The following is a 13,789-nucleotide window of genomic DNA, read 5'->3' on the forward strand; positions in this document are numbered from 1 at the left end:
TATCGCGGCTGTTTTGCGGAGGTGCATATTTACCCCCCAAAGCAGGGCGCGCGATGCAACACCGCATCAAGGCTGACGTGTCACCGTGTAGATGTGTCCGGCTTGAAATGGGCCGTTCAGAAAGGTTGTGCTGCCGTCAGACCAGGTAACTGACGCGCTGGCGGCTACATCCTGATCTCCTAAGCCAAAGTGGGCGCGCGGGGCGTCAAAGGACATGAAGCCGCCGCCGAGCTGCACCTCACGCATTTGCGTGCCGCCATCTGCACCGGTGATCGTCACCCGTGCGCCAATGCCATCGCGGTTGCCGACGTGATCTTCAAACTGAAACACCAAAGCCGCGCCTTGGGCGTTGTTGCGGAAGACCACCAAAGGGCCGTTCACCGGATGAGTGATCAGATCCAGGTCGCCGTCATTGTCAAAATCGATCTGCGTGGCGCTGGCAGTCATTAGGTAATCCTCCAACCCAAAAGGACCGGAGGCCTCAGCAAAAGAGCCATCGCCGTTGTTGTGGAAGAAGAGGTTGGACGGAGACACCTCGTTGGGCACCCATGTTCCGTTCACGATGTAGACATCCTGCCAGCCGTCCAGATCGAAGTCGGCGACCTTGGTGTCCCAGCTCCAGCCGCCCACGTCCAGACCACGAGCCTCAGCCTGGTCTTCCCAACCTACGCCGTTGCGGGCCAACAAAACATTGGAACGCAAAATTTGCGGATGAGTCAGCGCAATCTCGTCGGCACTTGGCGTGCGGGTGGGTTGGAAATGCCAGTCACAATAAGCGCGCGGAATGGGCTGATCTGCGCGGATCAGCTCGCAAATCGAGGGGTCGCGTTTTTGAATGGCGAGGTCTTTGACCAGCATCGCCTTGCATTCCACTTGATCCCGGCCTGTCAGCGTTTGACAGTTTTTGGCATAAGTCGGGTCGAAATTGTTGCCGGACTTGTACCAAGACTTGATGTCCATGTTCTTCACACAGCGCGCCTTGGCCTCTGCGTTCTGGATACCATCACAGTAGAGCTCCAGCGGCTGCATCTTGAGCGTGTCAGAGACACCAGATGACCGTCCAGCGATTTGGGCCATGTAGATGTCGGTGGAGCCGTCATTAGCCAGATCCCCGGTCTTAATCGCCATCGTGGTTGTCGTGGTGTGTGGGATCAGGCCCTGTGGCTCGGTCAGCATGGCAAAGCCGCCCGCCCCATCGCCGCGATAGAAATAATCCGGGATGTCGAAGTCATTCCCAACGATCAGGTCGGTGGCGCCGTCGTCGTCAAAGTCGGAGAACAGGATGGTCAGGGTTTCGCCTGGCAGGCCGGGCATGTCGGCATAGGTTTCGCCACTGAGTGTCCCGTCGGTGTTGAGGATCAGCCGGTTGCGGCTTTCCTCGCCGGGGATGCGGCGGTACCAGCCGGCCGCCCAATTGCCCAGCGCCACGTCCAACGTGCCGTTAGCATCCAAATCCGCCAGTGCCACGGCAAGCGACAGAGGCGTCTGTGGGTTGTTCGGCACAGCCTTGGGGGGTTCCGCGCCAAAGGTGCCCTCAACATTGCGCCACCAGTAGTTGCCTTGCAGGTAGGTGGTGAGGAAGATGTCCGGCCAACCGTCGTTATCTATGTCGGCAAAAACGGCGTTGAAGATCGGCGCGGTGGCAAGGTCACCCAATGGCGCGGGTGTTGGGGCAAACCGGCCGGTACCGTCGTTGGCGTAGAGGTAGAGCCCCACTTCGGTGGAGGCGATGGCGAGGTCGAGGTCTCCGTCACGATCAAAATCCGCGCTCGACAGGCTGCGTCCCTCCCAGAACGGTGGCCACATGTCACGGAAGGAAAACTCCAGCGGTTTGTCGATGCCAATGGTGTCGGCTTCCATGCGCGTAAATGGCTGCTCAGCCGCAGGGGATGCAGGGGCCAGGGGGGTGCTGGTGACGGTGATCGCAGGGGCCTCTGAGGCGGCGGCGGACCACATTGGCGGGGCGGCTTGCGGGGCGTGGCTTTGCAGCAGCATCTCCAGCGCGCGGCGGCTTTGCCATTCGTGATAGCCCTGCGCGCCGAAACCAGCCACGATGCCCAACGCGGCAATGGTGCCAGACAGCATCCACGCCGCGCGGGGGCCGACGGATTGCACCACGATCAGAAAGGAATAGACGGAGAAGATTCCTAAGGCGAACAGAAGCCCCATGACGTAGCCATGGGCCAAGCCAGCCGACAGCAATGCGCCTGTCACCACCACATCAAAGGCAATGGGCACAGGTAGGAACAGGCCGACGATCACGATGACGACCAAAGCCAGCACGCTGAAGGTCAGGTCGGTGATCAGCTCTTGCGGCAGCAGGACGGCCACCAAAGCGCCAAGAAAGCCCGCGAGCAGCATCAGCGGCACGGTCATCTTCACGATGTACCAGAGGTTTTTCAGGAAGCCCTGCCCCACGGCCAGAATGGCCGTGCCCAGCGGGTCGGTGGCAGGTTGGCCTTGTGACAGCTCGTCAACGCTCCAGGGCGTGGCCTCTTGCAAGGTCGGCGTGATCTCTGTTTGCGGCAGCAAGCGGCAGATCAGAGGCACCGCCACAAGGATCACCAACAGGCTCAGCGCAATCTTGGCTACCGCCATGTAGAAAGGCAGTAAGGAAAACAGCATGGTCAGGACAACGATGTTGAGCGTCGGGGAGGCGATCATGGCGGAGAGCGTGGTTTCCGCGCGCATGCCGGCAGAATACATGCCACGCGCAATTGGGGCGGCGCAGTTCACACAGACCCCGAGCGGCGTCCCGATGGCGAGACCTAGGAGCGAATTGGCGAAACCGCCCCGAAAGCTGCGCTGTTTGAGATAGCCAGCGGCGGTCAGGAAGGCGGCGGCAAATAACACACCAAAGGTCATGCCCTTTTTGTTGGTGTTGATCCAATTGATCGTGGTGAAGAAGATCCGCTCCAGCGTGGACATGTCCGGGGTCAGCGGGAAAAGCGCCTCAAACCCCAAAGGATCCTCCAATTGGATTGCGCCAGACATCAACGCCTTTTCATCCAGCGCGGGATAGCGGGAACCGGTCCAAAAAAAGTAAGCCAGAACCGCCACCATCAAGGCGGCAAGGAAGAAACGTTTTTGGTAGGGATGCTGGATCAGAGTGGTCATTCCGGGCTCAATTGTGTTTGGAGTTGGCGCGGCAAAAACAGATTTCGGGCATGGGTGTAAACACTATATTCAAGCTCATGCTTTTCTCGAAACACTTGCTCGATTTCAGCGGAGACCGATTGCGTTCGTGCAGACGCATTGAGATGCGGGATCTTGGTGTCCACAGACGGTTTGTTCAAGATTTTGGCCATATGGTTTAGGCTTTCATCAAGGCGGTCCAGAAACCCAATGTGGAGGAAATACTCCTCGATAATGTCACGGTAGTTCGACATTGTCACTTGCCTGGGAAAATGCTCCAGCATGTTTAGGTGACCGGTTTTGACAAAGTCCTCCAAGGACTTATTGTCTGGCGCGTCAAAAATCTTACGCCCTTTTTTTTCAACTCTGCCTGCGTAGAAAAACCGCGAGATATGCATATCGAGAGGATCGCGCAGGATGGTCATGAATTGGCTGGCTTCCGGGTAGTACTGCTCCACGCCAAAGTCACGGTGTTTGTTAAAGTGCCCGTAGATAACCGATGGGGTGCCCTCTCTCACAAGGCGGGAGAAATCTCTTTGCGGTGGTAACCCGTCACCTTTTGGCCGAAAGTAATGGGGGTAAAGGTTGGGACCAAACCAAGCGTCAAATACGGCGCGACAGGACACACCGCCAGCTTTGGGTATGTGAACAAAGATAAGTGGGGCTGTTGGGTCGTACGCGAGCAAACTCATGGTAACGCGCCTCTACTCATTGCTTGACTGAAGCTGCTCAAGCGTCCTGGGGGCTCTGCTCCAATCGATTCCGGAGAGCTCTATGCTCTCCGCAAAGGCTTCGTAGATAATGTCTTTTTGCGCGTCTGTGACGTCGTCTTGGGTGATCAGGACATTTTGCGAAAAGGTGCTCTTTGCGTTTGTCGTCAATTTGAAATCAGGAACATCCAATTCCCTCATCAAATTCTCCAAAGCATATGGAAGTTCGTCATACCGCAAAATCCGATCAATTACGCGATCACCATCGATCGCGTACCTGCTGACGTCGATAGGGAAAATCCCTTTCTGCACAAACTCTTCCCAGCTCAGTTTGTAGGACCCGCGTCGATTATGACGCTTTGAATTTCGCAGCATGTGAAACCGGCTGATGCATTTTGAAACTGGCTCTCGTTCAATGCAGAATTTGAACATTGAGTCAAAACGGCTCGCCCCCAGAGCGTCCCGCATTATGGCCGCTGTCATATGGTTATAAAACTGAGGCTCTCCATCTTCGCCAGCGTAGTTTCTCGGATGATGCCCAGGTTCAGGTGGCAGAATTGGCGTTACGACCGCGTCTGAACCCGCAACAGGGCTGAGATCCACCTCCACACTGGTGCCGGCGGTCTTGGCCGTCTTCAGGAAGATAAAGTTGTGTTTGAAGCTTACAATGGCCACGCTTTTCGCCCCAAAACAGGAAAAGTGTCATATCCAAAATGGGACATGTCTTCACCAAATGCGCTTTCGGTAGCATCCCTCAGAATTTGACTTTCCAAAAGGCGCTTTAAGACGCTTCTGCTCACGGAGGACCGGTTCACCTGGGGCAAAGCCACGACTTTGGACGGCAACTGAAACTCGCGGCACATCGTCATGTAGTCGTCGTGTAGTGTTTCATGGCGAAGCGTAACGTCGGGCGTATGCGATACGCCTCCCAGTTTTAGAAAGTCCACAATGGGTCGCAGTTTTTTACGATCCTGAATTAGTGAGAGGAAGTCATGTTCATTCCATTGTGGTTCCTGCGGCTCCCACTCTCCGATTGACGTCTCTTTCAACCAGCGCCCTGGTGAAAAATACATCGATAAAGCGCGGGGGAATGGGTGCCGAACCGAAATGACCACCCGGTACTGCTCCAATGGCTCACCAAGACGGGTTTTGTACTCTGACAAAAGCGCATGCTTTCGTGGCGTGCGTGGGCCCGTGATCCCAAATCTATCCACGCCATCTTGATGCCTCGCTCTAGAAGACGCGTCCTCACTGATTGGCAACAGCGCTGTTTGGATCGCGTTTCCGCCGGTTTTTGGCACGTGCAGATAGATAAAGCGGTGGCTTTTTGAGATCACTGAATTTGACCCTTTGTGCCCTGAACCTGTCGAAAAGAAACGGGCCAGTGGCCCGTTTCAAAACTTTGATTGCGCCCTGGAGCGGGTCTGATCAGCCTTCCAGGTCGTTCAGACGCTCATTCAATTCACGAATGATCTGGTCCTGCTCCAATGTGTACAGCGTCAGTTCTTCGACTTTCTCCAGAAGGTTCATCTGCATCTCGGTCATGTTCAGACCAGTGGAGTTAATTTCTCCTGCAGATGGAACATTCGGAAGGTGGCCGTTTTCCTCAATGAATGCACGAACTTCGCTCAGAGGCATGAGATCATACTCATCCTCAAACACATAGTCAGGTACACTCAACTGGGTACCGCTGGATGCGAAAAAATCACCGGAGATGGTCAAGTTTCCGTCTTGGTCAAGTGCCATTTCTGTTTCGCCAGGCCCGCCGGGGAATGTGGTCAACAGGAACTTACCGCCGGTATTTTTCATCTTCCACGTACGGCCAGTGTTTGCAGCGTCGGCAACCGAAGTATCGGTCAGTTCGAAATTCGCGCTACCATTGTTGCTCAGGGTCATTAGCGTACGTGCTGCGGCAGTAGTGCTGGCTTCCTCTACCAGCAATGCCGCGGTGCCGTCAGTTTTCCGAACATGCAGGGCAGATTGCGGGTTATCCGTGTAAACCCCCACGCGGCTGTTCCGAATAACCAAACCATCATCGTTGCTGTTGCCTGGGAAAATGCGGAAAGGCAGGGCGCTGCCACCGTTCACATCCCGAATAAAGAAGTTGGTTTCGTTGCCAGCCATATCCCAGGTGTAGGGCGTGAAGCCAGAAGAGCCGTCTTGCTCAAGACGCAAAGTTGGCGTGTTGCCTTCCACCGCATGCAAGTTCACGACAGGGTTGTTGGTACCGAAGCCCACATGCCCAGTGTCTTCAACAAAGAGGGCGTTGGTTGGTGTATTTGCCTCAACAGTAAATGGAACTCGTCCATTGGTTGTATCGTCGATGGAGAATTTGTTGGCGCCACCGTTGGAGCTGTCATTGGCGGTCAATTGCCAGTCGTTGCTGGGAAAGCTCGCGCTTGTAGACGTATCGTCAAACTTGATCCGCAGATTGTTCTCTTTCAGGCGGATGGTGTCAAAGCCAAAGTTCTCGCCGTTGGCACAGTCAATGCCAATACAGGCGCTGCCTTCGACAATCAGGTCATCGAGAAAAACCTGATCTGCATATGCGCTTCCAGCCAGACCAATGGCTGCCACGCTTGCGAGAAGTTTTTTTGTGTGTTTCATAGCTATGGTCCTGTTCGCTAATACCAGCCGGTCAAACAACCGCCGATCATTCCTCTTTGATGTCTTCCGGGGTTACGATCACCCCACGCTCCACCAAAAAATTGCCGGTGGAATAGTAAGGCACAGCAATTGAGTCACGCTGTGCATCGCCACGGCCTTGATTGGTGGCGTTGATGATTTTCTTCTGCTCCTCAGTCGCAGCGCGTAACTCGTACCGATAGTAACCGTCTTGAACGTCCCGGCCAGACAGTTGAAAAACAGGTGTTCCAGAGGCGGCAAACACCTCGAACGTTTCTCCGTTGGGAGCGGTCACGGACAAAGTTGCATTGCTTAACCCAATCCAGTTTTCAAACCAGACTGCATTCGAGTTATGCAGTTGGACAGGCTCCGGAGTTGCCGCCACGGCAACCTGAAGGGAAAAACACAAAATTGCTGCGCCAGCAGAGAATCGTCGCATTAAAACACCAATGCTTTGGTCATGAGGAAGCGGCAAAGCTTACCAAGCTTGCCATCGAAATATCTTAATACAATTTCTCGTGAAAAGGAACGGTTTTGTAATTTTTCCGGCTTTTTTCAAGAGACTGGCCGCAAAAGCACCGTCACAAATTGAGATTTCCACGATTTTGTTAACGATTTGTGCCCCTATTATCTGGAGATTGAAGCACGCTGTTGGGCTTCACCAACTTGATCCACTGTCATTTGAGAGGTGAGAAAACGCGCCAGATCGGAATCGCCGGGATGGCCGGACCGGGCCGCCTTGATCACCCACATTTGCGCCAAAACATAGTCCTGAGGCACGCCGTCACCACGCGCATAGAGCCAGGCCAGATTGACCATGGCCGGCGCAAGCCCGGCCTGTGCGGCGGCAGTCATGAGCGTGGCGGCGGTGGTTTTCTGATCCGGCGACAAATCGGACTGAGACAGGGTCACCCAGGCCAGCTGAAACTGGGCAATCGGATCACCCGCCTGCGCGCCACGCTGCATGAGCTGCATCCCGTCTTCGCTGGTGTCAGGTGGCGTCAGTCGCGGATCATAAAGCGGTTCGGTGTTGGCTCGGTCGCGCTCTGCAACGGACCCGCCGGACGCTTGGCGATACAGCTCGGCAGCATGGGCCGCGTCCACAGGCACGCCGTAGCCGTTGTCATACATGACGCCGAGGTTGGTCATGGCCACCTTCAGGCCCTGCTCTGCCGCGGCGGAAAACAGGGTTGCCGCCTTCTCATAGTCCTGCGCCACACCATCACCGCGCACATAGAGCAGGCCCAAATTGTTTTGGGCGCGGGCGTGGTTTTGGGCGACGGCCACCTCATACAGTTGCCTGGCCCGCGTCAGGTCCTTGGGCAAACCGACGCCATCCTGAAACAGGACGCCCAGACTCACGGTGGATTCCAAGTGGCCTTGCTCTGCCGCCTTGGCATAGATTTGCGCCGCGGCGGCGGAATCCGCCAAAGGTGCGGGGGCTGTTTCCAGCGCGCTGGCAAAATCAAACAGGAAGTCGACATCGCCGCTCTCTGCGGCGGCTTTGAGCCAGGTCAGACCTGCCTTCGGGTCAGAGTGCCCGCCATGGCCCGAAAAGAGGTACTGGCCCAGACGGTTTTGCGCCGGGGCATAGCCTTGTTGCGCAGCGGCTTGAAACCAAGTCGCCGCAGTGGCGAAGTTTTGCAGCGCGCCGTCGCCGGTGTGGTACATCATGCCCAGCGCGTATTGCGCTTGCGGTGTGTCTGGTGTCGCGGCTTGTGAGGCGGGAGGACTATCGGTTTGGGACACAACGGGTGTGGCCAGCAGGCTGACGGCAGTCAGACAGGCGGCAGTAAACACATGGGGGCGACACGTCATTGCGACACACCTTTTGGCAGCTGATTGGCGGCCTCTTCAAAAAAAGCACGTGCGATGGACTGCGCCTCTGCAACCTCCTGTGAGGTCATCAATGTGGTGACCGTCGCCCGCAAATCTGCCGCCTTCGAGTGGCCGCCTGTGGCCGCGATGTTGAGCCAGGCGTGGGCTTGAACGTAGTCCTGTTCACCACCTTCGCCGCGCGTCAGCATTTGTCCCAACCGAAACTGCGCCTCTGTGTCGCCCGCTTGCGCAGCATTGTGCAAAAACGGCATCGCACCATCCGGTTTGCTCTCCTGCTCCGCCAGCCAGATGGCCCAGGCGGTTTGTGCCGGACGGATGTCGGCCTCTGCTTGTTTTTGCAACCAATCCCGCGCCGCGGTGTCGCCCTCGGCGGCAGCAGACACGGCCCATGGAACCGCAGTGTGCGGGGCAATCAACCCGTCGAGTTTGCCCTGCCCCGCCAGTTGACCTAGCGCGACCTGTGCTGGCGCATATCCCTGCGCCAAGGCCATGCGGTAGGACTTGACCGCCGCCGCGAGATCTAAGGGGCGACCATCGCCGCGCGCCAGCATGTCGGCAACTGCATATGTGGCACGGCCGTATTCGGCATTTGAGGCTTTGTTGTACCAACCCCAGGCATTTTCCGGGTCTTTTGCAATGCCATAGTCGCCCCCAAAGGCGTCGCCCAAAAGCGTCATGGACACCACATCTCCGCGTTTGGCGGCGGCAGACAACCACGTCATCGCCTGGGCCGGCGCGGCAGCCACATCATCACCGGTGAGATAGCGGCGCCCAAGTGCCCGTTGCGACAGAAGATGTCCGCCTTCTGCCGCGCTGGTCAGCCATTTCAAAGAAAGGGCACGATCCTGGGGCACACCACGCCCTTCATCATAAGCCCGCGCCAAGTTGAACTGCGCTTGAACATGGCCGCTCTCAGCCGCTTGGGTCAGCCATTGCACCGCCGCGTCTGCGTTTTGATCAACCCCGTCGCCACGCGCGTAGGCCCGGCTCACCGCAAGTTGCGCCTCTTGGTGGTTTTGCTCTGCAGCCGCCAGCAACCAGTTGAAAGCACCCTCTGCATCTGGATCCACCGCAATGCCATCGCGGTGGATGATACCCATGTAATATTGCGACTCCGCCACGCCGCGTGCAGCGGCGCTGGCAAACAGTTTGACGGCACGATCCGGGTGATGCAGCGCGCTGTCTTTGGGGGCAGACAAATACAGGCGCGCCAGAAGGTTTTCGGCAGCCGCGTATTTTTGACGTGCCGCTTTTTCCAGCCAGAACGCTGCGCCTTCCAGATCGCGGGGGCCGCCGATCGCTTCGAGCAGCACGCGGCCGTAGCGGTACTGCGCCAATGGCTCATCCTTGGTCTCGACATGGCGGCGCAGCTGTTCGCGCACAAAGACAAAGTCATTCTGCGTCCAGGCCGCCTCGATGTCCTGCATTGGCGTCAGCGGCGCAGGAGACTGAGATGTGTCTTGCGCCGGCGCCCCGACCACGGGCTTGAAGGTTGTTGCCTGTTCGGCGTGCCCGACCGAAGCCAAGGTCGCAAGACCGAGAGACAAGAGAGTCGCGGCGTGGAATGAATACTGCATGGAGCCTTCCAAGTGTTTGTTTTTTGGGCGCTTAAACTGAGCTGCCGCGAAAGAGTGTTGGACATACCCTAAACCGCACCCCCTAGATCAGCAATGCTGACGCGCGCGCCAACCACAACAGGCCGGCAGCGAAACAGAGCATTGTGCCAAAGGGGATCGCTTTTGTGGAAAGACCCGGCTTCGATCTCAGACACACGAGGGCCCAAAGCAAACCAGACAGCGAGGCAGCGAGAACCAGAAGGGGCAGATCAAACGGCCCCGCAAAAGCACCCAGACCCGCCATCAGTTTTACGTCCCCAAGGCCCAACCCTTCGCGTCCCCGCAGCATCCGGTATGCGATGCGTAACAACAGAAAGCTGCACGCGCCCAATGCTGCGCCCATCACAGCAAGCGAAAGCTCTTGCACGGGGGATACATAAGCCCAGCCGAGCACCCAACAGAGCAACGTAGCAGTCAACGGGTCCGGCAACCGCATCCAGAGCGCATCCGCAAATGCCAAGCCCAACAGAAGCCATAGGAAGACCGCCGAGAAAACGGCCTCCACCGGCGTGGCGGCCGCGATCACCGCAAATATCGCCGCGCCCAGCGCGCCTATTTCAAGGTAGAATGCCCAAGGCGGGATGGATGTGCCACAATGACGACAATGGCCTTTGTTCAGAGCGAAACTCACCAGCGGGATAAGATCCCGCACACGCAGGTTTGTCTTGCAGGTGCGGCAGAAAGAGCGGCGACGCACCACGTTTTCACCGCGCGGCAAACGATCTAACAACACGCCAAGGAAAGACCCAATTGCGGGGCCTACGAGCAATAGAAACAAAGACACTGGATCGATCACTGACGGGCCCGGATGATTGTGAGTGGCACACTTTTGCGCGCTTTGGCCCGCATTGTCCATTGCCTGACACCGGAGCGCTCGCGTATGGGGAGAATAGACAAACCTTAACGGCTGCCGGTATCATGGCGCCGAACAAAGTGAGCCAGTTGATGTCATCCATGCCTTCCACAAACGCGCAAGACTCCCATAGAGACGCCGGTTTTTCCCTGTTGGAGCTGATGGTTGTGGTGGTGATCCTGTCTGTATTGGCGCTGGTGATTGTGCCGCGGGTGATTGACCGGCCGGATCAGGCACGCGCCGCACGGGCGCAGGCGGATATTGCCGCCATTGTCAGCGCGGTGAACCTCTATCGACTGGACAATTTCCGCTATCCTACTACGGAACAAGGTCTTGAGGCGCTTGTGACACAGCCAAGCAGCGATCCGGCGCCGGCAAACTGGGCCACCAATGGCTATATGGACCGCCTGCCAATTGATCCCTGGGGCCAGCCTTACCAATATTTGTCCCCCGGTGTGCATGGCGATTTTGACGTGTTCAGCTATGGCGCCAACGCGGTTTCCGGCGGCACAGGCGCGGACGCGGATATTGGGTCATGGAGCACCCAATAAGCCGCAAATCCACCGAGGGGTTTTCCCTGATCGAAGTGTTGATCGCGGTCGCGGTTTTGGCGGTTTTGGCTGCCGGAGTCAGCCTGTCGGTGGGGCGTGGAGGGGGCGGATCAGAGACAGATCAGGCTCTGTTTCAGCGCAATTTTGATAGTTTGCAGCAACTGGCCATCACCGGCAGCCAGACACGCGGCATACAGTTGAGCCCAAAAGGAATGAAGCTGGCAACACGGACGGATGCAGGCTGGGAGGTGTCCGAGCGGGTCATCGCCTGGCGAGGGCGGGTGACGGCGGCCACAAACGGTCCTTCTGCAATTGCCAACACACCGGATCTGGTGCTTTTGGCAAACGGCCAGAGCACGGCGTTCTCGATTGTGTTTTCGGACGGAGGGGATGTGCGCCGCTGCGGATCTGATGGATTTACGGGGCTGACGTGCGAGTGACAGCGAAGCATAAGTCCCGCAAGGACGCCGGACTGACGCTGGTTGAACTTGCCATCGCGATTTTTGTGCTGGCATTAGGCAGTATTGCCGCGATCCGCGCAGCAGACCAATCCCGTGTGGCCATTGGCGGGGAAACACCGCGAATACTGGCGCGGCAGGCGGCGCAAAACCGCGTGGCAGAACGCCAGCTTTACGGTATGACCGCATCCCTTCCAGCCAGCGTGACCATCGGTGGCCTGACGTTTGTGATCGACGAAGATGTGGCGGTCACCGCCGCTGGACTAGCGCAGGTTGCGGTCACGGCGCGCGCCAACAGTGGGGAAGGTGCGCAATTGGTTGTTTATCTTGCGGGGGGGCAGTGATGGGGTCCGCGCCGCGAAAGGGTTTTTCAAAAAGCGATCAGGGGCTCAGCTTGATTGAGCTTGTGGTGGCCCTTGCCTTGTTTGCCCTGGTGGCGGTGATGGGCACGCAGGGGCTGACCGGCATGTTGCGGCTGCGCGACGACATGACTGTTCGCAGCGAGGCCTCTGTCGAGTTGGCGCGGGCAATGAGCCTGTTGCGGACCGATTTGTCCGGTGCGGTGCCAATGCCGTTTTTCTCTCCAGACGGCGGCCCAATCCGATCCGCACTTACGGAAGAAGCCCAGGGATTTTCTCTGTCAATTGGGGGGCAGCCTGTTCTGCGGCCAGAGATGCAGCCCCAACCGGTGTTGCACCGCGTGGAATGGCGGTTTCAGCCTAATTCGGGTCTGTTTTTGCGTCGAAAGTGGGCAACTTTGACACCATTGAACGCCGCGGCGCTTGGCCCAGACGTGATCATTTTGGACGGCGTCAAAGAGATACGATTGCGCAGCTATTGGGGGGAGTTTGGCTGGGTCAACGGCTTGCGCCTGCCAATCGCTGCAGTCACCGAACCGGGTGCGCTGGATGCCGATGGCGGCCCGATTGCCACTACCGCTTACTCCAGCGATTTGCCCGACGGGGTTGAGATCACTTTGGTCACGGAGGCCCACGGCGAGATCATAATCCTGGAGGCGCTGAAATGAGGCGCGCGCGGTCGTCCGATAGAGGGTACGTGCTTGTCAATGCGCTTGTGCTGGTCGCTGCCCTGTCGGCGGTCGCCATTTTCCTGCTGGCACGTGCGGATGCCGGTCGGGAGCAATTGGAAGCCGGACTGGTTGCGACGCAGGTGGAACTCAATCTGGACGCGTTTGAGGCTTTGGCAAAAACGCTTCTGGAACGTGATTTAGGAGCAGTGGATCACACTGGTGAGGCTTGGGGGCAGCCTGTGCAGCAGATGCCCCTGATGCGGGGCACTGTGACCGGACAAGTGACCGATCAACAGGGTCTGTTTAACCTGAATTGGCTCAGCAATCCGGAGTTTGGCGCCGCGCATGAGGCCTTTGGTCGGCTGATGAATCAACAGAGCGTCCCCCTTCAGACAGCGCAAAGAGTGCGGGAATTGATTGCCAGCGACGAGCTGTCCGACCCGTCCCCCTGGGCACGCAAAACGCCGTCAGAGGCACCGGTGCCCGGCCCCCTGCTGATGGCGGATCAATTGGCACATGTGCCCGGATTTGCGGCACGCCACCGCGACCGGATTATGGACTTGGTGACAGCCCTGCCTGGGGACAGCCCGCTCAACGTGAACACGGCATCCGAGGCGGTGTTAAAGGCGTTTTTACCCAATCTGACCGCAGCCGCCCAAAACCAGATTTTACGCGACAGAGCGAAGACACCGTTTGCCTCGGTGGATGAATTTTTGCTGGCTGTTGGCATGTCTGCTCCGGACAGCGATGATCCGGGCGCACCCGTTCCAGAATTGTTGCCCGACCAACTGTCTGTGGGCTCAGAATGGTTTCGCGCGGAGATTGCGACAACTGTTGACACCCATTCCGCCCAGCGCAGTGTTATGTTTCACCGGCAGAGCCTGCCAGTTGGCGTGACCGCGGATTGGCGGATCACAACAAGGCCATGAAACAACAGCAGGATTGCACTTCGGGCTTTGGGACTGCATTTTG

14 protein-coding genes are annotated in these 13,789 nt (G+C 57.6%); 5 read left to right on the top strand and 9 right to left on the bottom strand.

What is annotated here, in order from left to right:
- Window positions 1–66: 66 nt before the first annotated feature.
- The 9 genes from JXR15_RS03930 to JXR15_RS03970 all read right to left on the bottom strand — a co-directional run bounded on the left by JXR15_RS03930 (window position 67) and on the right by JXR15_RS03970 (window position 10,721).
- Window positions 67–3,117 carry an FG-GAP-like repeat-containing protein gene (locus tag JXR15_RS03930; protein WP_422051922.1) on the bottom strand — a complete coding sequence of 1,017 codons (3,051 nt, stop codon included), beginning with the start codon at window positions 3,115–3,117 and terminating at the stop codon, window positions 67–69.
- The gene (locus tag JXR15_RS03935) at window positions 3,114–3,827 is read right to left on the bottom strand and encodes a hypothetical protein (RefSeq protein ID WP_422051923.1); all 714 of its coding nucleotides are present in this window, start codon (window positions 3,825–3,827) and stop codon (window positions 3,114–3,116) included. Before JXR15_RS03935 ends, JXR15_RS03930 begins: the two co-directional genes overlap by 4 nt.
- A gap of 12 nt (window positions 3,828–3,839) precedes the next feature.
- A complete protein-coding gene (locus tag JXR15_RS03940; protein WP_422051924.1) occupies window positions 3,840–4,520 on the bottom strand; it encodes a hypothetical protein in 681 nt (226 codons plus the stop codon).
- Window positions 4,508–5,182 (bottom strand): sulfotransferase family 2 domain-containing protein, encoded by a 675-nt coding sequence (locus JXR15_RS03945; protein ID WP_422051925.1) that lies wholly within the window; start codon window positions 5,180–5,182, stop codon window positions 4,508–4,510. The genes JXR15_RS03940 and JXR15_RS03945 overlap by 13 nt, the downstream gene beginning before the upstream one ends.
- A gap of 91 nt (window positions 5,183–5,273) precedes the next feature.
- The gene (locus tag JXR15_RS03950; RefSeq protein ID WP_422051926.1) at window positions 5,274–6,452 is read right to left on the bottom strand and encodes a hypothetical protein; all 1,179 of its coding nucleotides are present in this window, start codon (window positions 6,450–6,452) and stop codon (window positions 5,274–5,276) included.
- A 46-nt stretch (window positions 6,453–6,498) separates the two neighbouring features.
- Window positions 6,499–6,945, bottom strand: a complete 447-nt coding sequence (locus JXR15_RS03955) for a hypothetical protein (protein ID WP_422051927.1) — start codon at window positions 6,943–6,945, stop codon at window positions 6,499–6,501.
- Between the two features lie 152 nt (window positions 6,946–7,097).
- The gene (locus JXR15_RS03960) at window positions 7,098–8,288 is read right to left on the bottom strand and encodes an SEL1-like repeat protein (RefSeq protein WP_422051928.1); all 1,191 of its coding nucleotides are present in this window, start codon (window positions 8,286–8,288) and stop codon (window positions 7,098–7,100) included.
- Complete coding sequence (locus tag JXR15_RS03965; RefSeq protein WP_422051929.1) at window positions 8,285–9,886, bottom strand: SEL1-like repeat protein; 1,602 nt, start codon at window positions 9,884–9,886, stop codon at window positions 8,285–8,287. Before JXR15_RS03965 ends, JXR15_RS03960 begins: the two co-directional genes overlap by 4 nt.
- 82 nt (window positions 9,887–9,968) lie before the next feature.
- Window positions 9,969–10,721, bottom strand: coding sequence for a prepilin peptidase (locus tag JXR15_RS03970; RefSeq protein WP_422051930.1), 753 nt, complete (start codon window positions 10,719–10,721; stop codon window positions 9,969–9,971).
- A 158-nt stretch (window positions 10,722–10,879) separates the two neighbouring features.
- Between JXR15_RS03970 and gspG the strand changes: the two genes are divergently transcribed.
- The 5 genes from gspG to gspK are packed head-to-tail and all read left to right on the top strand — an operon-like array spanning window position 10,880 to window position 13,746.
- The gene (gspG, locus tag JXR15_RS03975; protein WP_422051931.1) at window positions 10,880–11,329 is read left to right on the top strand and encodes a type II secretion system major pseudopilin GspG; all 450 of its coding nucleotides are present in this window, start codon (window positions 10,880–10,882) and stop codon (window positions 11,327–11,329) included.
- Entirely contained in the window at window positions 11,314–11,769 is a 456-nt protein-coding gene (locus tag JXR15_RS03980; protein ID WP_422051932.1) for a prepilin-type N-terminal cleavage/methylation domain-containing protein, read from the top strand. Before gspG ends, JXR15_RS03980 begins: the two co-directional genes overlap by 16 nt.
- Window positions 11,766–12,131, top strand: a complete 366-nt coding sequence (locus tag JXR15_RS03985; RefSeq protein WP_422051933.1) for a prepilin-type N-terminal cleavage/methylation domain-containing protein — start codon at window positions 11,766–11,768, stop codon at window positions 12,129–12,131. The genes JXR15_RS03980 and JXR15_RS03985 overlap by 4 nt, the downstream gene beginning before the upstream one ends.
- Window positions 12,131–12,814 (top strand): type II secretion system protein GspJ, encoded by a 684-nt coding sequence (locus JXR15_RS03990; protein ID WP_422051934.1) that lies wholly within the window; start codon window positions 12,131–12,133, stop codon window positions 12,812–12,814. Before JXR15_RS03985 ends, JXR15_RS03990 begins: the two co-directional genes overlap by 1 nt.
- 29 nt (window positions 12,815–12,843) lie before the next feature.
- Window positions 12,844–13,746: a type II secretion system minor pseudopilin GspK gene (gene gspK, locus JXR15_RS03995; RefSeq protein ID WP_422051935.1), complete on the top strand. Its 903-nt coding sequence runs from the start codon at window positions 12,844–12,846 to the stop codon at window positions 13,744–13,746.
- Window positions 13,747–13,789: the final 43 nt, after the last annotated feature.

Origin of the sequence: Shimia sp., assembly GCF_049116215.1 — a bacterium.
Taxonomy (GTDB): Bacteria; Pseudomonadota; Alphaproteobacteria; order Rhodobacterales; family Rhodobacteraceae; genus Shimia.

Coding starts and splice junctions, on each gene's coding strand:
- JXR15_RS03930 (WP_422051922.1), bottom strand. CDS start 3,117: ATGACCACTCTGATCCAGCATCCCTACCAAAAACGTTTCTTCCTTGCC.
- JXR15_RS03935 (WP_422051923.1), bottom strand. CDS start 3,827: ATGAGTTTGCTCGCGTACGACCCAACAGCCCCACTTATCTTTGTTCAC.
- JXR15_RS03950 (WP_422051926.1), bottom strand. CDS start 6,452: ATGAAACACACAAAAAAACTTCTCGCAAGCGTGGCAGCCATTGGTCTG.
- JXR15_RS03960 (WP_422051928.1), bottom strand. CDS start 8,288: ATGACGTGTCGCCCCCATGTGTTTACTGCCGCCTGTCTGACTGCCGTC.
- JXR15_RS03965 (WP_422051929.1), bottom strand. CDS start 9,886: ATGCAGTATTCATTCCACGCCGCGACTCTCTTGTCTCTCGGTCTTGCG.
- gspG (WP_422051931.1), top strand. CDS start 10,880: ATGCCTTCCACAAACGCGCAAGACTCCCATAGAGACGCCGGTTTTTCC.
- JXR15_RS03980 (WP_422051932.1), top strand. CDS start 11,314: ATGGAGCACCCAATAAGCCGCAAATCCACCGAGGGGTTTTCCCTGATC.
- JXR15_RS03990 (WP_422051934.1), top strand. CDS start 12,131: ATGGGGTCCGCGCCGCGAAAGGGTTTTTCAAAAAGCGATCAGGGGCTC.